Annotated in this window: 26 protein-coding genes and 1 tRNA gene; 19 read left to right on the plus strand and 8 right to left on the minus strand. The window is 55.8% G+C overall.

All coding sequences use genetic code 11. The annotated features are described in order from the left end of the window. Nucleotides 1-14 precede the first annotated feature (14 nt). From ACRQU7_RS01785 to ACRQU7_RS01800, 4 genes are all read right to left on the minus strand, one after another. Nucleotides 15-2111, minus strand: coding sequence for a cell division protein FtsA (locus tag ACRQU7_RS01785; protein WP_444643288.1), 2097 nt, complete (start codon nt 2109-2111; stop codon nt 15-17). A 94-nt stretch (nt 2112-2205) separates the two neighbouring features. Continuing rightward, complete coding sequence (locus ACRQU7_RS01790; RefSeq protein WP_141826979.1) at nt 2206-2895, minus strand: Crp/Fnr family transcriptional regulator; 690 nt, start codon at nt 2893-2895, stop codon at nt 2206-2208. 121 nt (nt 2896-3016) lie between these two features. Then, nucleotides 3017-3334: a thioredoxin gene (trxA, locus tag ACRQU7_RS01795; RefSeq protein ID WP_141826980.1), complete on the minus strand. Its 318-nt coding sequence runs from the start codon at nt 3332-3334 to the stop codon at nt 3017-3019. A gap of 103 nt (nt 3335-3437) precedes the next feature. Next, nucleotides 3438-4301, minus strand: coding sequence for an NAD(P)/FAD-dependent oxidoreductase (locus ACRQU7_RS01800; protein ID WP_444643291.1), 864 nt, complete (start codon nt 4299-4301; stop codon nt 3438-3440). Between the two features lie 429 nt (nt 4302-4730). On the opposite strand from ACRQU7_RS01800, the gene ACRQU7_RS01805 reads away from it, so the two are divergent. From ACRQU7_RS01805 to ACRQU7_RS01820, 4 genes are all read left to right on the plus strand, one after another. Then, nucleotides 4731-7181: a DsrE/DsrF/DrsH-like family protein gene (locus ACRQU7_RS01805; protein ID WP_444643293.1), complete on the plus strand. Its 2451-nt coding sequence runs from the start codon at nt 4731-4733 to the stop codon at nt 7179-7181. Between the two features lie 318 nt (nt 7182-7499). Next, complete coding sequence (locus ACRQU7_RS01810) at nt 7500-8948, plus strand: NAD(P)/FAD-dependent oxidoreductase (RefSeq protein WP_444643295.1); 1449 nt, start codon at nt 7500-7502, stop codon at nt 8946-8948. Further along, nucleotides 8945-10216 (plus strand): NAD(P)/FAD-dependent oxidoreductase, encoded by a 1272-nt coding sequence (locus tag ACRQU7_RS01815; protein ID WP_444643297.1) that lies wholly within the window; start codon nt 8945-8947, stop codon nt 10214-10216. Before ACRQU7_RS01810 ends, ACRQU7_RS01815 begins: the two co-directional genes overlap by 4 nt. Continuing rightward, nucleotides 10213-10557 (plus strand): DUF1667 domain-containing protein, encoded by a 345-nt coding sequence (locus tag ACRQU7_RS01820; RefSeq protein WP_444643299.1) that lies wholly within the window; start codon nt 10213-10215, stop codon nt 10555-10557. The genes ACRQU7_RS01815 and ACRQU7_RS01820 overlap by 4 nt, the downstream gene beginning before the upstream one ends. Nucleotides 10558-10624: 67 nt before the next feature. Here the strand turns inward: ACRQU7_RS01820 and ACRQU7_RS01825 are convergent, their stop codons facing one another. The 4 genes from ACRQU7_RS01825 to larE form a co-directional block, all read right to left on the minus strand. Continuing rightward, entirely contained in the window at nt 10625-11194 is a 570-nt protein-coding gene (locus ACRQU7_RS01825; protein WP_141826985.1) for a glycerol-3-phosphate responsive antiterminator, read from the minus strand. Between the two features lie 94 nt (nt 11195-11288). Then, complete coding sequence (gene larC / locus ACRQU7_RS01830; RefSeq protein ID WP_444643301.1) at nt 11289-12617, minus strand: nickel pincer cofactor biosynthesis protein LarC; 1329 nt, start codon at nt 12615-12617, stop codon at nt 11289-11291. Continuing rightward, nucleotides 12614-13375 (minus strand): nickel pincer cofactor biosynthesis protein LarB, encoded by a 762-nt coding sequence (larB, locus tag ACRQU7_RS01835; RefSeq protein WP_444643303.1) that lies wholly within the window; start codon nt 13373-13375, stop codon nt 12614-12616. Before larB ends, larC begins: the two co-directional genes overlap by 4 nt. A 17-nt stretch (nt 13376-13392) precedes the next feature. After that, the gene (larE, locus tag ACRQU7_RS01840) at nt 13393-14139 is read right to left on the minus strand and encodes an ATP-dependent sacrificial sulfur transferase LarE (protein ID WP_444643305.1); all 747 of its coding nucleotides are present in this window, start codon (nt 14137-14139) and stop codon (nt 13393-13395) included. 321 nt (nt 14140-14460) lie between these two features. On the opposite strand from larE, the gene ACRQU7_RS01845 reads away from it, so the two are divergent. From ACRQU7_RS01845 to ACRQU7_RS01915, 15 genes are all read left to right on the plus strand, one after another. Continuing rightward, nucleotides 14461-14871, plus strand: coding sequence for a DUF3842 family protein (locus ACRQU7_RS01845; RefSeq protein WP_444643307.1), 411 nt, complete (start codon nt 14461-14463; stop codon nt 14869-14871). A 70-nt stretch (nt 14872-14941) separates the two neighbouring features. Then, a tRNA-Arg gene (locus tag ACRQU7_RS01850) sits at nt 14942-15018 on the plus strand. A gap of 760 nt (nt 15019-15778) precedes the next feature. Further along, a complete protein-coding gene (locus tag ACRQU7_RS01855) occupies nt 15779-16159 on the plus strand; it encodes an LPD28 domain-containing protein (RefSeq protein ID WP_018214032.1) in 381 nt (126 codons plus the stop codon). After that, entirely contained in the window at nt 16152-17381 is a 1230-nt protein-coding gene (locus ACRQU7_RS01860) for an antirestriction protein ArdA (protein ID WP_018214031.1), read from the plus strand. The genes ACRQU7_RS01855 and ACRQU7_RS01860 overlap by 8 nt, the downstream gene beginning before the upstream one ends. Before the next feature lie 77 nt (nt 17382-17458). Next, entirely contained in the window at nt 17459-17749 is a 291-nt protein-coding gene (locus tag ACRQU7_RS01865) for a hypothetical protein (RefSeq protein ID WP_018214030.1), read from the plus strand. Nucleotides 17750-17877: 128 nt separating this feature from the next. Then, the gene (locus ACRQU7_RS01870; protein ID WP_026184158.1) at nt 17878-18210 is read left to right on the plus strand and encodes a hypothetical protein; all 333 of its coding nucleotides are present in this window, start codon (nt 17878-17880) and stop codon (nt 18208-18210) included. 8 nt (nt 18211-18218) lie between these two features. Further along, a complete protein-coding gene (locus tag ACRQU7_RS01875) occupies nt 18219-19049 on the plus strand; it encodes a DNA adenine methylase (RefSeq protein ID WP_018214028.1) in 831 nt (276 codons plus the stop codon). Between the two features lie 68 nt (nt 19050-19117). After that, nucleotides 19118-19657, plus strand: coding sequence for a hypothetical protein (locus ACRQU7_RS01880; protein WP_018214027.1), 540 nt, complete (start codon nt 19118-19120; stop codon nt 19655-19657). A 41-nt stretch (nt 19658-19698) separates the two neighbouring features. Continuing rightward, nucleotides 19699-20256: a YodL domain-containing protein gene (locus tag ACRQU7_RS01885; RefSeq protein WP_018214026.1), complete on the plus strand. Its 558-nt coding sequence runs from the start codon at nt 19699-19701 to the stop codon at nt 20254-20256. Between the two features lie 50 nt (nt 20257-20306). Continuing rightward, nucleotides 20307-20537, plus strand: a complete 231-nt coding sequence (locus tag ACRQU7_RS01890; RefSeq protein ID WP_444643314.1) for a DUF6133 family protein — start codon at nt 20307-20309, stop codon at nt 20535-20537. Nucleotides 20538-20570: 33 nt separating this feature from the next. Next, the gene (locus ACRQU7_RS01895) at nt 20571-20927 is read left to right on the plus strand and encodes a SpoVG family protein (RefSeq protein WP_444643316.1); all 357 of its coding nucleotides are present in this window, start codon (nt 20571-20573) and stop codon (nt 20925-20927) included. Between the two features lie 9 nt (nt 20928-20936). Next, nucleotides 20937-25142 (plus strand): S-layer homology domain-containing protein, encoded by a 4206-nt coding sequence (locus ACRQU7_RS01900; protein ID WP_018214023.1) that lies wholly within the window; start codon nt 20937-20939, stop codon nt 25140-25142. 51 nt (nt 25143-25193) lie between these two features. Then, complete coding sequence (locus ACRQU7_RS01905; protein ID WP_427846429.1) at nt 25194-25385, plus strand: DUF6133 family protein; 192 nt, start codon at nt 25194-25196, stop codon at nt 25383-25385. Next, the gene (locus ACRQU7_RS01910; protein ID WP_018214021.1) at nt 25375-25830 is read left to right on the plus strand and encodes a prepilin peptidase; all 456 of its coding nucleotides are present in this window, start codon (nt 25375-25377) and stop codon (nt 25828-25830) included. The genes ACRQU7_RS01905 and ACRQU7_RS01910 overlap by 11 nt, the downstream gene beginning before the upstream one ends. Next, the gene (locus ACRQU7_RS01915) at nt 25827-25958 is read left to right on the plus strand and encodes a hypothetical protein (protein WP_018214020.1); all 132 of its coding nucleotides are present in this window, start codon (nt 25827-25829) and stop codon (nt 25956-25958) included. Before ACRQU7_RS01910 ends, ACRQU7_RS01915 begins: the two co-directional genes overlap by 4 nt. Nucleotides 25959-25974: the final 16 nt, after the last annotated feature.

Consider the following 25974-nt stretch of genomic DNA (forward strand, 5'->3'; position numbering starts at 1 on the left):
ATGCTTTTTCCGTATTATGATGGTCTTTGGTTTTTATCCCAATAGATATCCACACGGTCCCCGTCCGCCAGCACCTGAAGATAGGCCGCGTCCTGACCGTTGACGTGCAGAATAATATTCCCCTGCGGCTTGGACAGATCGAAATCCACCAGATTGAGCATGTCGATCAGGCGGTAGGGCGTTTTGTCCTGTTTTGTTTTCAGGGCAAGGGGCGCGCCGTTCAGGGTAATATGAGTGACCGTTTGTACCGGCGGTTCTTCGTCCTCCTGCGGTTCACCGCTTTGCGGCGGCTCGGCTGCGGGCAGCGGCGTGTCGGGCCGCGCGGCAACAGGAGCGTATTCGATCCGGTCTTCCGCGGAAAGCGGGCTGTCGGGGTCGGCAGGCTGTCCGTTGATCAGATACGGGCGGGTTTCGTCCTCCCCCGCGAAGACGAGAAGCTCCCGCAGCGTGTTGATCGGGAAGGTCTGGATCCGGTCCCGCATGCTGAGCGGATCATCCGGCCCGGCGGGCTGTCCGTTGACAACGGCGCGGGTCCCCGCGGTCATTTCCGAACCATTGAAAAACACCCTGCGCGTTTCCTGCGGACCGACTACCTCACCGAGCAGCGGGTGCGCGTCTTCGCCCGCCGTGGCGGGCTCGAAGTCAATGCTGTCCCCGGCTTTGATCATGGCGGCGATGTTGCTTTCCGCGCCGTTCAGAAGGATGCGCGCCGCGGCCGGATGTCCGCCGTAGACGACTTTCTTTTCCCCGTTCAGTTCCACGATCATGCTCTGCCCGGAACGGCTGATGAGCTGATTGTAGCTGAACCCGTTCATCAGAAGCACGTCCAGAATGGAAAGCCTGCCGCTGCGGAAAAGCTTCGCGCGGCTGCCGTTCAGGGTGATGGAGAAGCTGTCGTTGATGAGGTTGAGCGCCGCGGAAACGGCGATGCCCAGCGGGGTCGCGTATTCCGGCCCGGCTACGTCCTCCTCCGAAGCGGCCACATGCACCATAAAGTTGCTTCCGCCGATGGCCACACGGGTCAGGGGCAGGTCGAGGCATTCCGCCACGCATTCGCACATGCCGGGCAGCTTGCTGCCGCCGCCCACCAGAAAGACTGCCGACGGGGGGCCGCCGTTGGCCTGTACGATCCTCTGGGAGATTTCCTCACAGAGCGCGCGCTTGACCGGCTCGGTTTTATTGCGGATTTCCTCCGGCGTGACCGTATGTTCAAATCCCAGAATATCCGTAAAGACGATATTCCGTTCCCCGTTCATTTTCAGCTTGATTTCTTCCGCGGCGTTAAAGTCCACCAGATACATCTTCATGATCGCCTCAGTGACCTCGTCACCCGCTACGGTCGCCATGGTGTAGCCCACGACGCCGCCGTCGCGGGACACGGCAATGTCCGAGGTGCCCGCGCCGATGTCCACCAGCGCAAGGTTCAGCAGGCGCAGCTTCTGCGGGATGGCCGCGTTCATGGCCGCGATCGGTTCCAGCGTCAGGCTGGAAACCTCCAGCCCGGTCTTATGCATGGTGGTATACAGGCTGTCCACTACCTCGCGGGGGAGGAAGGTGGCGATGACTTCCACACCGATGCTCTGCCCGCGGTGCTCCAGAAGGTTGGAAATGGGGTAGCGGTCCAGCGTGTACTGAATCACGGAATAGCCGACAAGGTAAAAGACGGACTGGTTTTCGTCGGCGGTCTCGGGGTTGAACTGCCGCTCGGCCGCTTCGATCGCCCCCGCCTCCAGACGGCAGATCAGCTCCTCGTCGATCACCTGCGACTGCTTGAGCGCCAGTTCGTGGGAGGCCTTCTGCGTTTTCAGCGCGCGTCCGGCCGCCGCGACGCAGACGTGCCGCAGGGAATAGCCGATCCGCTTTTCCAGCCGGTCCTTGACCTGCTTTGCCACCCGGCTTACCTGCTCGATATCTTCAATCTGGCCGTCGATCATGGCGCGTTTCGGATGTTCGACCTGCTCCACAGCGGAGATACGCAGCTTCTCCTTCTCCAGGGTCCCTACAATGCCGATTACGCTTCTTGTCCCGATGTCGAGTGCGAACACATAATCTTCCGCCACCGCGTCGTCCGCGGGCTTTTTCAGAAGATCGGGCTGTTTTCCAGTTTGCATAGGTATGGCCTCCGCTTCGCAGAAATTCGTCTGTTTATGACAATGTTTTCCATTTGATTTTACTACAGATTACCGTCAATTGCAATCAGGACGGTCATTTGTCAAACTGGAGAAGCCTTTCCAGTTTTTTCGGGTCGGTAATGGTGATGCCGCCGCGGGAGAGGGAAACCATCCCCTCGCTCTGAAAATATTTCAGCATGCGGGTCACGACCTCGCGCGCGGAACCCATGTTTTTCGCAATGGTTTCGTGCGTGATGCTGAACGTGCTGCTGCCGGCAATCGCGGACTGCTCCAGCAGAAAGTTGGCCAGACGGCGGTCGAAACTCATGAAAAGCACCTGCTCCATCACCCACATCACGTCGGAGAAGCGGGAGGAAATCAGCTGGCTCGTAAAGTTTGAAACCGCCAGACAGGTCTGATTCAGTTCGTTATATACCGCCGTGGGAATCAGCAGGATCCGGGAGTCCTCCGCCGCCTCAATATAGATGTCAAAGCTGATGTTTTTCAGCATGCAGGAGGCCGAAAAAATACAGATATCCCGTTCAAAAAGACGGTAAATGGTGATTTCCTTTCCCGAGTCGGAAAGGATAAAGGCGCGCAAATGCCCGCTGAGCACCAGAATCAGCCCCATGCAGTCCTGTGCGCCGTCGTGCAGCCGCTGGTCCTTCCTGTAGGAAGAACTGGAAACCGACTGCTCCAGAAGGGTTTGCTGCCTTTGCGTCAGCTGATTCCAAAAAGGGAACGCCTCCCTCATAAATGCGAGCTCTTTCTGTGTAACGGCCATCCCGACTGCCTCCCTGAGTCAGCCGCACCGGGCGGCTGATATTTCTTTTTGGGTTTATTATACTACAGAAAGGCAAAAGAAAAAAGCCCCGCATCACGGATGCGGGGCTTTTGGATTTGTTTTATTGGACCATGCTCAGGATGGATTCCTTGCTTTTGGTGCCGACGGAGGAAGTCACGATTTTTCCGTCCTTCATCACCACCAGTGTCGGGATGCTCATAACGCCGAACTGAGAGGCGAGCTCCGGCTCCTCGTCCACATTTACCTTGCCTACCTTTAAGGTGGCGGAAGCCTCTTCGGCAATCTCATCCACTATGGGCGATACCATGCGGCAGGGGCCGCACCACGGGGCCCAGAAATCAATAAGTATGGTCTTATCGGCGTTGACCGCCTCCTGCGTAAAATTGTCTTTTGTTAAAGTTACCACTGCCATATTCATTCTCCTTTGTCCATGTTTAAGAATAGTTTTCTCCGTTTGTATCCCTATTATATACCGGAAATCGAATTTTTTCCGTGACTATATCACGTTTTGGCGAAAAAAGTTATTTTTTGCGGCTGCGCAGATATTGAATGGCGCTGGTCGCGGCTCTGGCGCCGTCGTAGACCGCTTTGGAAATCTGGTACATTCCTCCGGTGCAGTCGCCCGCCGCGTAAAGGCCGGGAATGTTCGTCTGCATGCGGTCGTTTACCACAATGCGGCCGTTTTCGGTTTCGGCGCCCATGGTCCGGGCGAAATCCGTGCTGGAAGCTACGCCCAGAGCGACGAACACCCCGCTGAGCGGCTGGGTGGAGCCGTCGCGGAAAGCGATGGATTCCAAAACGCTGTCGCCCCTGAGCGCTTCTATTTCCTTTTTGTTCACGGAAATCTGTTCGGGGAATTCCGCGGAAGGTTCACGCCCGTTGGTCAGCACCGTGACCGAACCGACGACCGGCAGAAGCTCCGCCGCCTCGTGCAGGGCGTAGTCGCCGTCCCCCAGAACGGCAACGGCTTTTCCGCGGTAGAAAAACGCGTCGCAGACGGCGCAGTAACTGACGCCTTTTCCCTCAAATTTGCTCAAGCCCTCGATTCTGGGCGATTTTCTGGAAGCGCCCGTCGCAAGGATGACGCAGGGGGCTTTGTAGGAGCCCTGTTTTGACTGGACGGTAAACTCGCCGTCGTAGCTGATGCCCAGAACCTCGTCGCTGACGATGGAAACGCCGAGCCTTTCGGCCTGGTCGATTCCGTTGCGGACCAGCTGTTCTCCGGGAATAGGGGTGGGAAAGCCGTAATAATTTTCGATTTCCCCCGCTTTTGATAAAGCTCCGCTGTCGCGCCCGATTACCATGGTGTCCAGCCCGGCGCGTGCCGTATAGGCCGCTGAAGAGATTCCGGCGGGACCGTTTCCTAAGATGATTATATCGGCCATCGTTTCACCCTCTCTGGTTGATTGTTTTATTATATGCCGTAAATGAGATTTATTCTGTGACATGGTCACATCCGGGCTTTCTTCCGCTGTGTGATTTAGTCACGGAATCCTATCTTCCCTCATGATATCATAAAACTGTAAAAAATTACACTACAATATTTGCAATTTTTCAAATTGAATTCCGATTTTACAGCACTTCCATTTCAGCTTGCGAGACAAAACACGTTTCTCACCGCCGAAGGCAGGGGAGAAACGCAACTCTCTTGCAGAATTAACTGGAAATGCTGTAAGTTTCCTCTTTGAGGGAGCCGGCAGGCAAAGCCCGACTGCAGGGTTTTATAGAAGCCGTTCAGGGGCGGCGCACGAAAAAAGTTCATTTTTGAAAACCGGCATTCATAAGCTTTATATGATTAGAAAGGCGGAGATACAATGAAGGTACTGATTGTCGGCGGTGTTGCGGGCGGCGCAGGCGCGGCTACCAGGCTGCGCAGACAGAGCGAGGAAGCCAAAATCATCCTGTTTGAGAAGGGAGAGTACATTTCCTACGCAAACTGCGGTCTTCCCTACTATATCGGGGGAACGATCAGGGACAGGGAAAAGCTGATCGTCACGCAGCCGGAGCTGCTTCGCAGGCGCTTTGGCATCGATGTGCGTACGAAGAGCGAGGTCATGAAAATTGACCGTGAAAAAAAGACGGTGACCGTACAAAATCACGCGGACGGCAGCACCTACGAGGAAAGCTATGATAAACTGATTCTTTCGCCCGGCGCGGTGCCGAAGCGCCCAAATCTGCCCGGAATCGACAGCGAGGGAATCTTTACGCTGCGCACGGTGCCGGATACGCTTCAGATCGACGCCTATATTAAGGAAAAGCACGCAAAGTCGGCCGTTGTGGTCGGCGCGGGCTTTATCGGGGTGGAAATGGCGGAAAATCTGAAGGAACGCGGCCTTGACGTCACGATTGTTGAATTCCTGGATCAGGCCATTGCCTCCCTTGACCCGGAAATGGCGGCCATTCTGCACCGCCATATGAGGGAAAACGGAATCAAATTACTATTCGGTACGGGCGTGCAGGGCTTTGAAAAAACCGGAGGTCTGAAAGTAAAGCTGACCGGAGACAGGGAACTGGAGGCCGATCTGGTCATCCTGAGCATCGGGGTCGCGCCGGACAGCCGCCTTGCCAAAGAAGCAGGTCTTGAGCTTGGCGTCGGCGGAAGCATCCTGACCGACGATACCTTTGCCACCTCCGACCCGGATATTTACGCGGTCGGCGACGCCATTTCCGTCCGCCAGATCGTGACCGGGGACAGGACGCTGGTTCCCCTTGCCGGGCCCGCCAACAAGCAGGGACGGCTCGCCGGGGACAATGTTCTGGGGCAGAGGGTCACAAGGGACGGCGGCGTACAGGGCAGCGCGGTGCTGAAGGTGTTCGACATGACCGCCGCCTCCACCGGGCTGAACGAGAAACAGCTGAAAGCACAGGAGATTCCGTATCAGAAAACCTATATCCATCCGTCGAGCCACGCGGGGTACTATCCCGGCTCCTCACAGATCAGCATGAAGCTGCTGTTCGCGGCGGACGGAAAAATCCTCGGCGCGCAGGCGGTCGGTTACGAGGGAGTGGATAAACGCATCGACGTGCTTGCCACCGCGCTTCGTCTGGGCGGAACGGTCTACGATCTTGAAAAGCTGGAGCTCTCTTACGCGCCGCCTTATTCCTCCGCGAAGGACCCGGTGAACATGCTGGGCTTTACGGCGGCCAATATCCTGCGCGGCGACGTTAAAGTGTTCCACTATGATGAGGTGGATGCGCTGGACCGTGAAAAAGTCACCCTGCTGGACGTCAGGACGCCCGACGAAATGAAAATGGGTACGCTCGACGGCGCAATCGGAATTCCTCTGGACAGTCTGCGTGAGCGGATGAGCGAGCTGCCGAAAGACAAACCGGTGTATGCGTTCTGCCAGGTGGGCCTGCGCGGATACCTTGCCGCAAGGATTCTGGTGCAGAACGGCTACGACGTCTATAACCTCAGCGGCGGATACAAGACTTACATCACCGCCAAAGGGGACAGGGAAAGTCCGACGGGCGCCGACTGTGTCGGCGTAAAAAAAAACAGTAGCGGCGGAGAAGAGATAAAATCGGCGTGCTGCCGGGACGCGGAAATGCTGGAGGTGGACGCCTGCGGCCTGCAGTGCCCCGGCCCGATCATGAAAGCCGCGGAAGGAATCAAAAGCATCCGTGACGGGGACTGCCTGACCATCCGCGCGACCGACCCGGCGTTTGCTTCGGACATCAGCGTCTGGTGCGAAAGGACGGGGAACCTGCTGCTCGGCGTGCAGCGCGAGGGCGCGACCTACACCGTCAGAATCCAGAAGGGCGCGCAGGCCCCCGCCGTTCCGGCCCGGAGCGGGAACGACAAGAGCATGGTGGTGTTCAGCGGCGACCTTGACAAGGCGCTGGCGGCGCTGATCATCGCCAACGGAGCGGCCTCCATGGGCCGGAAGGTCACGATGTTCTTTACCTTCTGGGGATTGAATATCCTGCGGAGAAGCGAAAAGGTAGCTGTGAAAAAGAATTTCATAGAAAGCATGTTCGGCAGGATGATGCCGCGCGGAAGCAAAAAGCTGGGCCTTTCCAAAATGAATATGATGGGGATGGGCTCCAAAATGATCCGCGGGGTCATGAAGAGCAAAAACGTTTCTTCGCTGGAGGAGCTTCTCCGCTCCGCCATGGACGGCGGGGTAAGGCTCGTGGCCTGCCAGATGTCCATGGATATTATGGGGATCAAGCCCGAAGAACTGATCGACGGGGTGGAAATCGCGGGGGTCGCCACCTTCCTCGGCTCCGCCGAGCAGTCGGACACCAATCTGTTTATCTGACAAAAATCCGGGCTTCGGAGTAGTCTTTCCAGGGATTCGGTCATATTGCACAGGAAACGGCGCTTTGAGTTGGGCTAATCAGCCTGATTCAAAGCGCTTTTTATGCAGATTGCTGAAATCCGCTTTACAAAAAGTGGCACTCCGTTTCAAGCTTTATCCATTGACAAAGCCAGTCGGACGGTGTAAGATATACACAGAAAATTGAATACAAAAGCATGGAGATTTTTGAGTAATGCTGAATTAACAATACTGTTGATTCGCATTGCTCTTTTTTTATTGCTTTTATGGAAAAATGAAGGTGTGGAAAGGGTGTCTCTTATGTATGATGTAGCAATTATCGGCTGCGGTGTCATCGGAGCGGCAACAGCGTACGAGCTTTCGCGCTACGACCTGAAAATCGCCGTTCTGGAAAAGGAAAACGACGTTGCCGACGGCACAACCAAGGCGAACAGCGCCATTGTCCACGCGGGGTATGATCCGGAGCCCGGCACGGCGATGGCCCGACTCAATGTTCTGGGCAACGCCATGATTGAAGAGATTGCGAAAAAACTGAAGGTTCCCTATCAGAAATGCGGGTCGCTGGTGCTGGGATTCAACGAGGACGACCTGCATGTGATTTACCGGCTGTACAGGCAGGGCGTTGTAAACGGCGTGCCGGGCATCCGGGTCCTGAACGCAAGGGAGACCCTTGAAATGGAACCGAATTTAAGCAAGAAGATCAAAGGCGCCCTGTACGCGCCGTCCGGCGCGGTTGTCAGCCCGTGGGAGCTGTGCATCGCCATGGCGGACACCGCGAAGCGCAACGGCGCGGATTTCTTCCTCAACAGCAAGGTCGACCGGATCGAGCGCACGGGGACGGCGTACCGCCTGTTCTGCGGCGACCAGGTGGTTGAAGCGGCCCGCGTGGTCAACGCGGCGGGACTCCATTCCGACGACGTCCACAATCTGGTGGCGGAGAAACCGGAGTTCAGAATTATCCCGAGCAAGGGCCAGTATTATCTGCTGGATAAAAGTCAGGGAAATCTGGTCAGCAAGGTGATTTTCCAGTGCCCCAGCAAGGTGGGAAAGGGCGTTCTGGTTTCCCCGACGGTGCACGGCAATTTGATTGTCGGGCCGGACGCGGTCGGCGTTGAGAACGACGACGATGTTTCCACCACCCAGGGCGGGCTTGATTTTGTCCGTGAAACGGCGGTCAGGTCCGTGCCGGGCGTCAATTTCAGGGAGTCCATCCGCAATTTTGCGGGCGTCCGCGCACAAAGCGAGCGCTCGGACTTTATCATTGAGGAATCCAAATCCGCCAGAGGCTTCATCAACCTGGCCGGGATTAAATCGCCGGGTCTGACCAGCGCCCCGGCCATTGCGCTCGACTGTATCAAGCTTCTGGAAAGAACGGGCGTTTATCTGAAGGAAAAGGAAGATTTTATAGACGAAAGGCGGAAGGTGAACTTCAAGTCCCTGTCCCCGGAGGAGAAGGCGGAGCTGATCGAGGAAAATCCGCTTTACGGCCGGGTGATCTGCCGCTGCGAGACGATCACGGAGGGCGAGATTGTGGACGCCATTCACAGCCCGATCACCCCGCGCACCGTAGACGCGGTCAAGAAGAGATGCAACGCCGGCATGGGGCGCTGTCAGGGCGGCTTTTGCGGCCCGCGCGTGCAGGAGATTCTTGCAAGGGAGCTGGGCCTTCCGCTGGAAGAAGTGCTTCTAAATAAAAAGGGTACTTATATTCTGACCGGAGAGACCAAAAAGGGAGGAGTACAGCAATGATAACGGAAGCTTATGATTTGGTTGTCGTCGGCGGAGGCCCCGCGGGGCTCGCGGCCGCTCTGGAGGGTTATCACAACGGCGCGGAAAGCGTTCTGATTCTGGAGCGTGACAAGGAGCTGGGCGGTATCCTCAACCAGTGCATCCACAACGGGTTCGGGCTCCATTACTTTAAAGAGGAGCTGACCGGCCCCGAATATGCCCAGCGGTTTGTGGAAATGCTGCGGGACACCAACGTACAGGTCAAACTGGACACCATGGTGCTGGAGATTACGCGCGGCAAGCAGATTCACTGCGTGAACAGCAAAGACGGCTACATGATTATTCAGGCGAAAGCGATCGTGCTGGCGATGGGCTGCAGGGAAAGGACCCGCGGCGCCATTGCGATTCCGGGCGACCGCCCGGCAGGCATTTTCACCGCCGGGACCGCGCAGCGCTACGTCAATATGGAAGGCTATATGGTCGGCAAAAGGGTGATCATCCTTGGCTCCGGCGATATCGGCCTGATTATGGCGCGCCGCATGACGCTGGAGGGCGCGAAGGTGCTTGCGTGTGTGGAGCTGATGCCTTACTCCAACGGGCTGAACCGCAACATTGTGCAGTGCCTGAAGGATTATGACATTCCGCTTTACCTCTCCCATACCATTACGGATATTCAGGGGGACGGAAGAGTGGAAAAGGTCGTCGTGTCCAAGGTGGACGAAAACAGAAAGCCGATTCCGGGAACGGAAATGACCTTCGACTGCGACACGGTCCTGCTTTCCGTGGGACTGATCCCGGAAAACGAACTGTCCAAGTCCGCGGGACTGGCCATGGACCGGCGCACCAGCGGCCCGGTGGTGTTTGAAAATATGGAAACCTCCATGCAGGGGATTTTCGCCTGCGGCAACGTGGTGCATGTGCATGACCTGGTGGACTTCGTAACGGCGGAAAGCCAGCGGGCGGGCCGCGCCGCGGGAAAATATATCGCAAACGGGGAGCCGAAAGCCGAAAGCCTCCTCGAGGTGCAGAACGGCAGCTGTGTCAACTACACGGTCCCGCAGAAAATCCGCACGGGAAATCTGGATAAGGCGGCGGAAATTTTCTTCCGCGTCAACAATGTTTATCAGGATGTCGTAATTAAGGTGACCCACGGCGAAAAGGAAATCGCGCGGTTTAAAAGGGAGCACATGGCGCCGGGCGAAATGGAAAAGATCACGGTCCCGAAGGCGCTTCTGGAAAATACCGCGGGTGCGCTGACCGTAGCGGTCGGTAAGGAGGAAACAGCATGACTGAACTGATTTGTATCGTATGCCCCAAGGGCTGTCATTTGAAGGTGGATGAGCAGAACGGCTGCGCGGTGACCGGCAACGGCTGCAAAAGGGGCGAGGTTTACGGTAAAAAAGAGCTGACCGATCCGACAAGGGTGGTTCCTTCCACGGTGAAGATCAGCGGCGGTTCCCACCGCCGCCTGCCGATAAAGACCAGCGAGCCGATTCCCAAGGCGATGATTTTCAACGCGATGAAGCTGCTGGACACCGTCGAGGTGACCGCTCCCGTCAAGCGCGGCGATGTGGTTTATAAGGATATTTTAGGAACGGGAATCGATTTCGTCGCCACAAGAGATATGTAAAAGAAAACAGAAAATACGCCCTGAAACGGACTAAACAAGCCGTCTCAGGGCGTATCTTTATGCATTTTTATATCTGGTCCCAGACCCTTGTGCTGGTGGAAGAGATCGCATCCGCGCCGGCCCCGAGGGCGGCGACCACGTCCTCCTTGTCCACCACCAGACCTCCGGCAATGATCGGGACGTTTACGATTTTCTGAATGGAGCGGAGCACCTTCGGAATGCACCCCGGCATAATTTCAATGCAGTCCGGGCTGCACAGGCTCACCTGCCTGGAAACATTGTGAAAGGACATGGAATCGATCAGGAAAAAGCGGTGGATGGTGTACAGGCCCCTCGAGTTCCCGGCCTTGATCATAGACGCCCGGGTGCTGATAATACCGTCGGCGCCGGTCGTTTCCTTGATAAAATCGATCACGACGTCTTTGGTTGACGTGCCCTCGATCAGATCGACGTGGACAAAGGCGCATTTGCCCTCCTGCTTGACCCGGTGGACAATATTCGCAATACTGCACAGGCTCCCGTAAAGAATAAACACAACTTTACACCTGGAATGAAGAACGTTTTCCAGTCCCTCGTCGCTGTTGATCGCCGCGATGATCGGGTTGTCGCTGAGCAGATTCAAAATGTCCTCTTTCATGGCAGCCTCCAATACAGGGGAAAATGAATATTTTATGACTACAGTATACCGCATTCATTCAGGAAAGCAAAGATATTTTTTATAAATCTGAATTTTATTTCATTTTTTCCGCTTGTGCGACCGCCTGTTTGTAAACCGTGTCGTAGGGAACGCCGTGCTTTTCGGCGGCGGCGCGTACGTCGGCGTATTCGGGCTTATATTTGAGGATGTCTCCGCCGCTGCTCACCTTGATTCGTACGGGGCCGTAGGCGGTCTCTGCCGTACGGAAGGAAGATGTAAGAATGGTGCGCGAACAGCCGGTTTCGCGGACCCCCAGCGTGGTGGTGTGCAAAAGCATCAGCCGCGCCATTTTCTCCCTGTCGTCCGGCCTGCACAGGCAGGTCAGCAGAGTGGACGGGCGGTTTTTCTTCATGAAGATCGGCGCGGTGAAAACGTCCAGAGCGCCCGCGGAAAGCAGCAGCTCCGTCGCGAACCCTACTGCTTCCGGCGTCATATCGTCCAGATTGCAGCTCAGCTGCACGATTTCGTCGTGGTTATCTTCGCTTTCTGCCCAGAAGGCGCGCACGCAGTTTGCCGCCGCAAAGTCCTTGACGCCCATCCCGCAGCCGATTCTGTCCACCGCCATCGGCGGCATCGGGCCGAACCGGGAAACAAAATGCTTCAGCAGCGCAGCGCCGGTCGGGGTGCAAAGCTCCCCGCGGATTTCCCCGCTGTAAATGGGCACCCCGCGTAAAATTGCCGCGGTGGCCGGCGCGGGAACGGGCAGAATCCCATGCGCGCAGCGCACAAAGCCGCTGCCGACGTGGACCGGCGATGCGGTGACCGAATCCGGCCCCAGCAGATGGAACAGCAGACAGCAGCCCACGACGTCCACGACAGCGTCCAGAGAGCCGACTTCATGGAAATGAATCTGCTCAACGGGAACGCCGTGTACGCTGGACTCCGCATCCCCGAGCAGGGAATAAACGGCGAGGGCGTCCTTTTTGACCGGTTCCGGAACCGGCATCTCTGAAATCATGCTTTTCAGCGCTTCATAGCCGATATGGCTGTGGGTGTGCGCCTGCGCGTCCTCGTGACTGTGTTCATCATGATCGTGCGTGTGGCTGTGTCCGTGATCGTGCTCATGACCGTCATGACTATGAACGTGTTCAGGGTGAGTAGAGTCTTCCGCATGATTGTGAAAATGCAGCTCATCAGGGCTCACGTCCTGTGCGGTTTCTTCTTCACCGTGGATGATCACGTCGATGTGGCTTCCACTGATGCCGCATTTCTGCGAAGGGACGCACCGGACCGAAACGCCGTCCAGCCCGAGAGAGTTCATTTGCTTGAGGAAGCCTTCCTTATCCGGATAAAGCTCCAGCAGGGCCGCCATCAGCATATCTCCGGCGGCGCCCATATTGCATTCGAGATACAGCTTTTTCATTGTGAAGTCCCTCCCATATGATTGATCATGCTGGCGAGGTACCCCGCGCCGAAGCCGTTGTCAATATTCACTACGCTTACGCCGCTGGCGCAGGAGTTCAGCATGGAAAGCAGGGCGGAAAGGCCGTTGAAGTTTGCCCCGTAGCCGATACTGGTCGGTACGGCGATGACCGGGCAGTCCACAAGCCCGCCGATCACGCTTGCCAGCGCTCCTTCCATACCGGCGATGGCAACGACAACGTTCGCGTCCATCAGGATATCCAGCTTGGAAAGCAGGCGGTGCAGGCCCGCCACGCCCACGTCGTACAGACGGGCGACCTTGTTGCCCAGCACCTCCGCGGTCAAGGCCGCTTCCTCGGCGACGGGCATGTCGCTGGTGCCGCCGGTAGCAACCACGATCGTGCCGGAAGCGGTCATTTCGCTTTTGCGGCCCACGATCCCGATTTTGGACATGGGGTCGTAGGTGAGGGCGATTTTTTCACCCACCTTTTCCGCGGATTCGGCGGAAAGGCGGGTAATCAGGATGTTTTCCCCGCCGCGCGCCCGCATGGCCGAGGCGATGCCCAGAATCTGTTCCGGCGTTTTCCCGCTGCCGTAGATCACTTCCGGGATGCCCTGACGCAGCCCCCGGTGAAGGTCGATTTTGGCGTATCCCAAGTCTTCAAAGGGACTCATTTTCAGCTTCAGAACGGCCTCCTCCGGGGAAAGCGTTCCGCTTTTTACTTTTTGCAGCAGTTCCAGCGTTTTTTGCTGTTCCATATTTGTCAACCTCTCCTTTATACTCTGGGCGTCAGGTCGAGCAATACCCCGTCAAAATACGGGGAAAGAGCCTGATTCAGCTCGTTTTTCTTTTCAATTGCCATTGGAAACTGGTTTTCCGGAAGCTGGATTTTCGCCGCGCCGTGGAAAAGCCGGATCCTGAAATCGGTAAAGCCCATGGCGAACATGACGTTTTCTCCCTGCTCCACTTTTTTCAGCATGTCCTCCGTAATGGCCGTGCCGGTGGGAATTCTGGTGGCAAGGCAGGCGTAAGAGGGTTTTTCGGAAGTGAACAGCCCGGCTTCCCGGGAAAGGCGGCGGATATCGTCCTTGGTCAGACCGCATTCGCGCAAGGGTGAGCGTACGTCCAGCTCCTGCAGGGCGCGCATGCCCGGCCGCCCTTCGAAGCTGTCGGAGGCATTGGTGCCATCCATCAGAAGGGTGCAGCCGTCCTGCGCCGCCAGCTTCCTGAGCTGCGTGAACAGGGTGGTTTTGCAGTAGTAGCAGCGCAGGGCGTCGTTGGCGGCCACCTGCGGATTTTCAAGAGCGTCGAATTCCGCCACGGTAAAAGGAACGTTTAACTGCTCCGCCAGACGGCGAGCGTCGTCCAGCTCAAACTGGGGCTGAAAGGCCGACTTGATAAAATAGGCATGGACGTCGCAGCCATGCTGTTTTGCCGCGTACAGCAGATAAGAGGAATCCACTCCTCCGGAAAAGGCGAGCGCAGCGCGCGGATTCTGTGTAAAGAATGTTTTCAAGTCCATCGATCATAACTCCTGATTAAAAAGAATAAAGGCTCACAGTACTGTGAGCCTTCTGGCAAAGCGCACAGCTACTGCCGCGCGCTGATAATTCATGATCCTGTTTTCCGTTACTCCGGGCGACATGCTTCTGCATATCGATATTAGTTTATATTTTACAATATAAGCAGGCTTTTGTCAATGCTTGACCCTCCCCGCAGCCTTTGAAATCCATCCTTTTCCAAGAGGATTTTTAATGGGAAAAGACACCCGGTGCCGGGACTGATTGACGGAAAAAGACACTTGTGCTATCATCTTAATAGAATCTGGGGACGGAGGATTTCAATGAAGATTATCGTGATTGACGGCCAGGGCGGCGGGATTGGCCGCAGCATCGTGGAAAGGCTGAAAGCGGAGCTTCCGGGCGCCGAGCTCATCGCGGTGGGGACCAACGCCCTTGCAACCTCGGCAATGCTGAGAGCGGGGGCCGATGCCGGGGCTACCGGCGAAAATGCGGCCGTATACAACTGCGCGCACGCGGATATTATCGCCGGGCCGATGGGGATTATTCTCGCGAACGCGATGCTGGGGGAAATTTCACCCTCAATCGCACAGGCCGTTTCCGGCAGCAAAGCGGAAAAGGTGCTGGTGCCCGTGTCCGCCTGTCGTGTGTACGTGGCGGGGGTGGAAGAAAAGCCCATGTCCAAATATATCGAGATCGCAGTGGCCTCGATCAGAAAAATCTGCGAGGCATGACCCGCGCAATTTCTGGCTGTTTCCATTGACTTTGACGCGAATTATGTTATAATAACCTTTGGCTAAACATCCGCCCGTAGCGAAGCTGGATATCGCAGCAGATTCCGATTCTGAAGGCCGGGGGTTCGAATCCCTCCGGGCGGGCCAAAAACAAAAGGTAAAAAAGATTTATTGCTTACAAAGCCAGTAAATCCAAGCCTTTCAAGAGCTTCCACGATGAAAAGTGGAAGCTCTTTTTTCGTAGATTTATTGGGGTAAAAGCTTCACTCTGACAGGACTCAAACCTACAAGTAAAAACATTCATGAGCAGCGCCCTTTTTAGTACAGAGCGAAATGAAAAAGGGCGCCACTCAAAATACAATCAGATGAACAAGCTGAAATCAAAAAGGGCTCCGATTTTTAAGGCTGAATGAAAGCCGATAAAGTTAGCGCCCTTTTTTTATATATACACCAAAATCACATTAAATTTGAAAGCATTAGAAGGCCGGAGAATCGGAGTGCAGGAATGCACTTTTATTCTCCGGCTTTTTTGTTTTCTGGAAAGGAAAGGTCATGCTGGTACACTATAAAAGAAATAAACAAACCGCCTGCTACGATTCAAACAATCTCTCCACTGTAGGTAGAATACCCCCGGCTGAACGGCCATGCGGTCCATTTCAAAGCTGTGGCGGCTGCCCATACCCGTCCCACGGCTTCATCTGCTACAGCGCTGAGGGAGATTGCCTTAGAACGGATATGCAAAAAACTGCAAAACGCAAGGAAGGTGCAAGATGAAACATGGAAACTGATTTAACAAAGAGGTATCCGATCAAATCAAGGTACTGCTGCTGTATAACGCCATGAAAAAGTGGTGCGACGGAGCTGTTTTTGTGTAATCACAAACCAATATTTACAGGGAGGTATTCAAATGAGCGTTAACGCCAGAAAAGAAGAATATGAACACATAGAATTGTTTGGAAAGCCAGCACTTTTCACCAATTCCCGCATCGACCGAACCACGGTGCCGGTGGGCTTTTACTGCTACGATTTGCGCGGCTCCGACTATGATCCAGGCAGGCCGGTGAGCATAGAAAATAAGGTTACCGTTAACCACGCCGGAGCCGTTTTGACACCGGAGCCGGTCACTATCTCCAAGGAGGGTTTCCGCAGGCTGCGGGACAACATCAATTTCCTCGGTGAGTCCCTGACTCTCGCAGACTTCTGTGATGAGCACAAAATCACTCTCGCATCCGAATTATCCAATCCAGATGAGTCAGGCGTGAAGATGGGAGGAATGACACTTGGATAAAGGAAAAATCTTTGAAGTAGAACTCAGCCGGTGGAACCCTTCCGGTGCAAATCCGTCGGCACAAATCGCACTCCCCGCCACACCCTATGAGCTGGCGGATGCGTTGGAAAAAGCAAGAATTACCGGAGATACCGTCTATTCCGCGGAGGTTTTAAGCTGCAAGCTGGACTATCTGCCGCAATTTATCGCCCCCGATATCAATCTGTATGAGCTGAATCACCTCGCCCAGCGGCTGTCTTCCCTAAGTGCATGGGAACTGGACTGCTTCGAGGGCATGGTGATGATGGATGCCGTTCAGACTCAATACGCTCCCATATCAGTGGAGCGGCTCATCAATATGACACACAGCACCGAGCATTGCCAGATTGCCTATGAAGCTCATGACGATCCGTCTCTCGGCAAATTTTATGCGGATAATGATTTTGTACCGGCACTGGAAAGGGTATCGGATGAAGTCTACGAATATCTGGACTTCGCCAAAATCGGCAGAGAGATGCGCGAGGGTGAGGGCGGCGTGTTCACGCCCCATGGCTATGTAGTGCAGAACGGCGAGATTGCCTCCGAATACCACAGCGTCGATACCAGAACCCTTGACAAGCCGGATTATGCCGTGCTTCTCCAAGTAACCAAGGGGCATTTTAATGATCCCGCCTATGACAACGAAACGGTTGTCTTCCTCAAGCTCCCTGCCGGGGATGCGGCGCTTTTGCAGGCGGTTGATGCTGTCGGAGCCGCCTCCCCGGAGGAATGTGCATTTTCGGCGGAGGACTGCATGGCGCCAAGCCTCACTGAAAAAATCAGCGACGTTCTGTATGCATCTGAGGGCGACTGCTATGGGCTGGTGAATGAGCTGGCAGAGCAGCTCCGGCAGCTTGAAACGGACAACCATCTGCTGACCTACAAGGCAATGCTGGCGGAAGCTCCCGGTGATATATCTTTGGAAGAAGCCCTTGACCTTGCGTTTATGACAGAGGAATTTGAGCTTTTGACTGATACTGCCTCTCCCGCTGAGTACGCAAAAGTGGAAATCCAGCGAATGCTTTCTTTGGCAGGTGATAACGGACTGAGCCTGTTCTGTAATCTGGATAACTACGGGCGGTATCTTTTGGAGCAGCGTGCCACTGCCGAAACCGAATACGGGCTGCTGGAGCCGCAGAACGGCATGACGGTGGACCAATGCCTCAACCGCCCCGGACAGAGTCTTGGCATGGAAATGAAATAGCAAATCTTTGTTGGGTTTTGGTATAGCTATTCTCATGAAGCTGTGGCATTGTGTTGTGCTGAAGGGAGGCGAAGAAGATGGACGAGAAGCTCATGGACTTGCTGGATATGGCTCTGGCGGAGCGGTTTCAGCTTGTATATTCCGCCCTGCGTGAATCAGACCCTCAGGCGGAGAAACTGGCACAGGAACTAATTTCGCTCAGTGACAGCATCCAGAACAGCTTTGAAATCAGTCAAGGTATAAAAGACAGAATTGAGTATTATCTGAGTCAAAATTCGGATTTAGAGGTAACGTTTCAAAAGCATCTGTACATTCAGGGCGCCAAGGACTGCGTGGCAGTGTTAAGAGAGCTTGGCGTAATCAAGTAGCGCAGGCAGAGACGCCTGCGCTTTTTTAGACCCCACATTAAAACAGGGCCGTTTCCCCAACAGGAGGCGGCCCTGTTTTTTTGCGCCCTTTTTTGCCTTTCTGGGGAAACGGCCGGAAAGGAGGACCCATGCAGAAAGAACAGCTTGCAGAGCATCTGCGCCGGTATCACCGCGGTGCGGAAAACGCGGTCATCAGCCGTGAGCTGGAATGTACCTTCCACGTTTCCGGCAAGGAGCTGCGGGATCAGGTCAATGCCCTGCGCCGGGAGGGTGTTCCCATTGCCAGCGACCAGAACGGGTACTTTTACGCGAAAACCGAAGCCGAGGTACGCCTGACCATCCGGCATATGAGAAACCGCATCAGCGGAATCAGTGCTGCCATCACCGGCCTTCGGCGTTCCCTTGCAGCCTTTGACGATACGCAGATACGTCTGCCGCTGGAAGGAGGTGATGACTCCTGAACAGCTTCATGTCCTGGATCGGCGGCAAGAAATCCTTGCGTGAGCTGATTGTCACCCTGTTTCCCCTCTATTATGAGCGGTACATTGAGGTGTTCGGCGGAGGCGGCTGGGTGCTTTTCCACAAGCTGCCCGGCAACGATTTTGAGGTCTACAATGACTTCAACGGTCTGCTGGTGAACCTCTACCGCTGTGTGCGGGAGAAGCCGCAGGAGCTAATGGCGGCGCTTGCCTACTGCCTCAACTCCCGCGCGGATTTCGAGCTTGTGAAAAACGCCCTCGCCCGCGATTCTCCCGCATCGGATGTGCAAAAAGCGGCGTGGGTTTACCAGCTTATCCGCTACAGCTATGCGTCGGGGCTAACCAGCTACGGTAGCCAGCCCCATGATATCCGCAGCAATTTCCCTCTCATCGAGCAAGCCCACCGGCGGCTTGCCAAGGTGGTCATCGAAAACAAGGACTTTGAGAAGCTCATCGGGCAGTATGACCGCCCTGTCAGCTTTTTCTACTGCGACCCGCCGTATTTTGAAACCGAAAGCTATTACAAAAACGTGGGCGAGGACGGCTTCACGGAAAAAGACCATATCCGCCTGCGGGATGCCCTGCTGCAGATCGGCGGCAAATTTCTGCTGTCCTACAACGACTGTGAATTTATCCGCAGCCTCTATGACGCACCGGGCATCCAGACGGAAGCCTTTACCCGCATTAACAACATCAAGCAGCGTTATGACAATGGGGCGCAGTTTCCTGAAATCCTCATTGCCAACTACGATCTGCATGAGCGTGAGAAAAACGCCCCATCACAGCTGAATCTGTTTGGGGAAGGAGGCTTCATGGAGTAGAAAAAGCGCCCTTGGCACAGCCTTGCGTGAAAAACAAAATTAATACTTGATTGGAGGAACCCTTTTTTATGAAAAAGAATCAAATGCCCCAAATCGGCCTACCGGCCGATGCCTGTGAACGGTCCGGCTTCACCGACAAGGATACGCTGGAGCTTCATGCCGGACAGAACGCCCTTGTATTTATGAAGGACAAAATGACGGCGCTGGAGGTGGCGAACGCCATCCAGAGTCTCAGCGCCCTTGCCGCCGATCTGACCGTCGTTCTCGCCTCCGCCTGCGGACTGTGCGACAACTGCGGCGAGGGCTGCGCAGATGACTGCCCTGCCGGATGCGTTTCCGCTTGCTCTCTCTGCCATGATCTGCTGGATGAAAGCCAGACTGTCCGCATCCCCGGCTATCTGCTGGAGGAAGCGGGTATCCCCGCCGACGCCAAGCTGGAAGCCTATACGGACGAGGACAGCGGCGAAATCACGGTGGTGGAGGCCGATATCCAGCAGGATATTACCGATGTGCCGCCCGGTATTCTCGCCGTGCTGGCCCAAAGCGGCGTGTGCCTTGCGGAGCTGGATGAGCTGATTATGCTGGACAGCATCATCTACGGCAACTAACCTGTCTTGGATTCCCAACACACAATCCGGGAGGTGAGCATATGCCGGGAATCACCCTGAAGAACGGCCTCATTTCCTACTACGGAAACCCGGCCGGATATACAGAAAAAGAAAAAGCGGTGGTGGACAGCATCTTTCAAAATGACGAGCTGACCGCATGGCTCAAAAGCCGCAGCCTGACCCCGCAGTGGACGGACGGCGTGATGGAACGGCTTGCCGCGGGGGAACGAATGGGCGGCATGAATGAGTCCGCCGCACCGCTGAAAAATGTGCGCGTCTGGCAGCTGAAGCCGGAAACGGATGTGTATAGGAAGTTTATCTCTTATGAGGAAACGGTGCGGCAGTTTGGAGAGCCGTCCCGGGAGCATTACCGGGTCGCCTATGACGGGCAGCTTGACACCAACGATCTCGAAGCCATCTACACAAGGTGCAACGTGAATCACCCGCCTGGCTATGACGGACACTCCCTGTCCATGTCCGATGTGGTGGAGCTGTATGACGCAGAGGGCAGCGAATTCCACTACTGTGACCGCTTCGGATTTCAACAAATCAGCTTCGGGGAACCGGAGCAAACCCAAACCATGGGCATGAGCATGTAGACAGCCAGAAGCTGTTTTTTTCATACCCTCATTTTATGAAGGAGGCCAAAATGAAAAGTCTATTTTGCAAGCTGAAGAACAAGCTCGGTGCGGCTGCTGTGAAAAGCCGCTCCATTCTCGCAGGGAATGCCGGGGAGGGCTACATTGACACCGCGATCAAAATCCTGATTGCCGTGGTTTTGGGCGCTCTGCTCCTCGCGGGGCTGTACGCCCTGTTAGGAGAAACCGTGCTGCCTACCCTGGTACAGCGCATCAAAGAGATGTTCAACTACGCCGGTTAAAGATGCCGGACATTTTGAGAAGGAGGAAAAACCATGCCTAACAATATGACACCGACTGCCCCGAAATACGATGTGAAAATCCACTCCATCCGCCCGGAGGGAAGCTGCAGGGCCACCGCCTCGGTCAATGTCTACAGCGATTTTGCCGTGCGGGGCATCAAAATCATGGAGGGCTCCAAGGGGCTGTTTATCTCCATGCCCAGCTACAAAGCCGGAAACGGCGAATACAAGGACATCTGCTTTCCCTGCACCAAGGAGGCCAAGGCGGAGTTTGACAAGGCGGTCCTCGGCGCTTATCAGCAGACGCTGACCCAGGGGCAGACCGCCGCGCAGAAACAGGAATCCTCCGCCCAGCAGGAGCAAGGTCAGCCCGTCATGGGCGGAATGTAGGAGGCGCTTATGAATAAGAAAATGAAACGGCCGCTGTGCCTTGCCCTCACTGTCTGCCTTGTGCTTTCCCTGCTTGCGGGCAGCGCCTATGCGGTAAACCGGTATTTTGAGGATGCCAAGGGGCATTGGGCGGAGGAAGCCATTCAGATCCTGACGGAAAAAGGCGTCATCAGCGGCTACCCCGACGGGCTGGCGCACCCGGATGAAATCATCACCAGAGGGGAATTCGCCGCCTTGGTTGCCAGAACCATGGAGCTGCCGGAGCCGGAGGAAAGCGAGGTCACCCTTCGCTTCACCGACATTGCCGGACATTGGTCGGAGCAGGATGTTGAGGCGCTCATTATTGCGGGAATCATCCAAAAGGACGATTTCGGCACGAAGTTTTTACCGGATCAGCCCATCACCCGCATGGAGATGATCCGCATGCTGGTGCGTGCCATCGGCAAGGGCGAGCATGACGCCTCCTGCTCCTGCGTCACCGGCTTTTCCGACGACGATACGCTTTCCGAATCGGACAAATCCAGCATCTGCACCGGCAAGGAATACGGTATCGTAGACGGCTACCCGGACGGCACGGTCAAGCCGGACGGAAAGGCCACCCGCGCCGAAGCCTTTGAAATGCTGGTGGATACGGAAAAGGCCAAAGAAAAAATCAAGAAGGAAGAACCGCCCAAGCCGACTGTTCCCACCAAGCCGGAGGATAAGCCCTCCGATGGGAATTCCGGCGGGGGCAGTTCTGGCGGCAGCAGTTCCGGTGGCGGTTCTTCCTATGTTCCCGCCCCGCAGTTTTCATTTACACTGCCCAAAACCGCGTATACTGCCGATGAAATTGAAATCAAGCCGGAAAGCCGGTATGTAAGCGATTTGACATGGTCAGCCCTGAAAAACGATCTGCCTGCCGAGCTTTCAGAGCTGACAGACGGTACCCTTGACCACAACGGCGGTAAAGTGAAATTTATGCAGACCGGCAGCATCACCCTGATTGCCACGGCCAAAAACAGCCGGGGCGTCACGGTGACCCATGAGCAGACCATCAGCATCTACCCGGTTGTGACGGCGGCGTTCGCTCTGCCCGAAACCACCCATACCGACAAATCCGTGGCGGTGAAGCTGATGACCGAAAACCTCGGTACCAATGCGGTGGTATGGTCGCTCGAAAAGGATGGCACTGCCGTCGATATCGAAACGGCTCTCACCGGAACGCTGGATTCCACCGGCGGCACGGTGCTGTTCAAGGAAAAGGGCGTATACAAGCTGACCGCCTCGATTACGGATGAGCTGGGCAAGGTTATCACCGCACAGGATAGCATCACGGTCTACCCGGTAGCGGAGGTCAAGCTGACACTCCCAACCGTTTCTCATACGGATAAAACCGTGGCGCTCAAGACAGAAACAAAAGAAACGGACGGCCTCACAGTGGCCTACACCCTGACCCGGAACGGCGAGCCTGCCGAAACCGACACATGGATCGAAGGAAATCCTGCTGACGGTAGCATCCGATTCAAGGAAAAAGGTGTGTATGCGCTGACCGCCTCTGTCACCGACGATACCGGCAGAGTGTTTTCCGATACCGCCCATATTACCGTCTACCCGGTAGGTTCGGCGGGCTTCTATCTGCCGGAAATCTTCCACACCGACAGCACCGTGATGGTGGAGGCAGTGTTCGGGGAAATCGGCAGCCATACCGCAAATTGGACGCTGCTCCGTGACGGAAAAGAAGTATCCCTCACCGATGCGGTGGAGGGTACGCTGGGCAACAGCGGCGGTGAGCTGAAGTTTCATGCCAAGGGCAGCTATGTTCTGAAAGCGGAATTCACCGACGACGGTGGCAGAACCTACCGCTACGAGCAGGGCTTCAAGGTGTATCCTGTGCCTGCCGTCAGCTACAGCCTGCCGGAGTATGTTCACACCGATACGGATATTGCGGTCAAAACCGAAACCACTGATTTGGACGGCCTCACCGTCGAATGGCTGGTGGACAACACCTACGGATTTCAGGACTGGCCGACCTATGTGGACGGAACGCTCACAAACGGCGGCGGCACGATCCGCTTCAAACGGGCCGGTGTCTATGAGCTGGCAGCCAGAGTCACCGATGAAACCGGCCGTGTATTTCTGTACGAAAGCCATGACAAATGCGAGGTTCTGCCTGTGCTGACCATCGGCTTTGAGCTTCCCGAATTTGCCTATACCGATACCGCCATCGACCTCAGAACCCACGGCAACAATCAGGTTCTGCCGGTGGAGTGGTCCGTCAGCAAGGACGGCAAGAGCATTCCGCTCTCCGAGGCGTTTGACGGCAGCCTCACCCCCCAGGGCGGCAAGATTACCTTTAAGGGCGACGGCGAGTATGTTCTCACCGCTGCCATGACCGATTACCTGAAACGCAGATATTCCCACAGCGAAAACATTCGCATCCACCCTGTGGTGCAATATGCATTTACCATGCCGCAGGCTGTTCACTACGGCACGGAGTTTGAAGTTGCCGCAAAGGATGTCCGGCACCTCGGCAGCTATTCCGTTGTATGGACACTACAAAAGGACGGCAATCCCTCACAGTATCAGGGCACCCTCGGCAATGACGGCGGCAAAATCGCTATCCATGACACCGGCACATTTACCCTGACCGCCTCTATCACCGACAGCGAAGCGCGTGTCACCACCCATTCGGAACGCATCACGGTCACCAACACCGCGCCGAATGTCCCTGTGGTAGAAGCCGTACCCACCCGTACCGCCAAGGCCGGCAAGTTTCTTGTGAACATCACCGCCAGTGCCACAGACCCCGATGGGGATGCGGTGACCTTGGAGTATGCGGATACTGCGGCCGACAGCTATTATGCGCCGGGTACTCACACCATAAAAGTTCGTGCCAAAGACATTGCCGGGGCGTATTCTGCGTGGACGGAAAAGACCTTCACCGTGACCAATGCCGCGCCAACCGTTATCCTGACCGCCGAGCCGACCCGCACGGCGAAAGATGGCAAATTCCTCGTCAATATCAGTGCAAAGGCAGCGGATACGGACGGTGACGCCACCACGCTGGAATGGGACAACAAGGCGGCGGATGGCTACTATGCGCCCGGTACCCATACCGTAAAAGTTCGTGCCAAGGATATCGCCGGGGCGTATTCCCCATGGACGGAAAAGACCTTCACCGTGACCAATGCCGCGCCCACCGTAACCCTGACTGTCGAGCCGACCCGCACGGTGAAAGATGGCAAATTCCTCGTCAATATCAGTGCAAAGGCAGCGGATGCGGACGGCGATACCACCATGCTGGAATGGGATAACAAGGCGGCAGACAACTACTATGCGCCCGGCACCCATACCGTAAAAGTCCGTGCCAAGGACATTGCCGGAGCATATTCCCCTTGGACGGAAAAGACCTTCACCATCACCAGCTCCGCGCCTACGGTTACCTTGACTGCCACTCCGACCCGTACAGCCCAAAGCGGCAAATTCCTTGTGAATATCAGCGCAACAGCCTCTGACTCGGATGGCGATCCCACTACACTGGAATGGGACAACAAGGCGGCGGACGGCTACTATGCCGTTGGCACGCACACCGTCCGTGTTCGCGCCAAAGATGCTACCGGGCTGTATTCCGATTGGGTATCCAAGACCTTTACCGTGGCAAACTCCGCCCCGACAGCGCCGATGATTACCCGAACGCCGAACGGCAACAGTGTGGCACCGGGAACGCCGGTCACCATCACGGCAGCCAGCTCCGACCCGGACGGCGACCCAGTCACCCTGATTTGGGAGGGCAGAAACGCCGAAACCCAGACCTACCCCCGCGGAAAGAACGTGGTGCGTGTCAAGGCGGTGGATTCCGCAGGCGCCGAGTCCCCGTGGGCCGCTATCGTTTTCTTTGTGGCGGATTCCAACGGCGGCGGTGGCATGACGCTCACAGGCCCGGATTCCGTGATCATGGAAAACGGCATCGAAGGCGCCACCATCACCGAATACACCTTTACGGTGCCGCCCGTCAGCGGGCACAGCGGCTCCGACTTCGGCAGGGTGCGCGGCTACAACAAGCTGACCGGCCAGTGGGATCAGCTGGACTACGGCACCACCTCCAACGGCATCACCTTCACCCGTACCCTCGGCGCAGGCGTATACACGCAGCTGGAGTTTTATTATTATACCAACCACTCGTGCATGTACAACAAATCCAACATCACCTACTCGGTGACGTACCACTTTGAATAAGGGGGAACATCCATGAAGCATCTCATTTGCAAGCTGAAAAGCAAGGCGGTCATGACCGCCGCCAGAACCCGCCGCGTCCTTTCCGGCAGCCGCGGGGACGGATACATTGACACCGCCATCAAAATCCTGATTGCCGTGGTCTTGGGCGCTCTGCTCCTTGCGGGGCTGTATGCTCTGTTCGGGGAAACGGTGCTGCCCACCCTTGTGCAGCGCATTAAGGAAATGTTCAACTATGCAGGCTGATAGCACCCTTCAGGCGGTGCTTTTTTTCTGTCTGCTGCTGGCGGCTTCTGTGTGGGATCTCCGCAAGCGGATTATCCCGGACAGCATCTGCCTCCTGATTGCACTGACGGGGCTGATTGATTTCAGCCCCGTCAATCTTTTAGGCGTCCTTGCGGCACTGCCCCTGCTGCTTGCCGCCCTGTACAAGCCGGAGGGCATCGGTGGCGGGGATATCAAGCTCACAGCCGCCGCAGGCATGGTGCTGGGCTTTGTGGGATGCACGGCCGGGCTGCTGCTCGGCCTGACGGCATCCCTCTTTTTTTATCTCATAAACCAGCTCATCAGACGGCTTCGCAAGCTGGAGCCGCAGAAAGCGTCACAGGCATCTCTGCCTATGGCGCCGTTTTTGTCCCTCGGCTTTCTTGCCGTAACCATTTCAAAAATTTTAGGAGGAATTGTCTCATGAAAAAAATCCATATCAGCAGAAAAAAGGCCCTCGTCGCTGCCGGTATCGCCGCCGTTACGCTGGCCGCCGCCCTGATCCCCAAGGCTGTGAAAGCAGTGAAACACCGCAGATACAGCTCCAGTTTCTAAAATCACCATGAAATCA

It is taken from the genome of Caproiciproducens puteiluti, from assembly GCF_052442865.1.
GTDB lineage: Bacteria > Bacillota > Clostridia > Oscillospirales > Acutalibacteraceae > Caproiciproducens.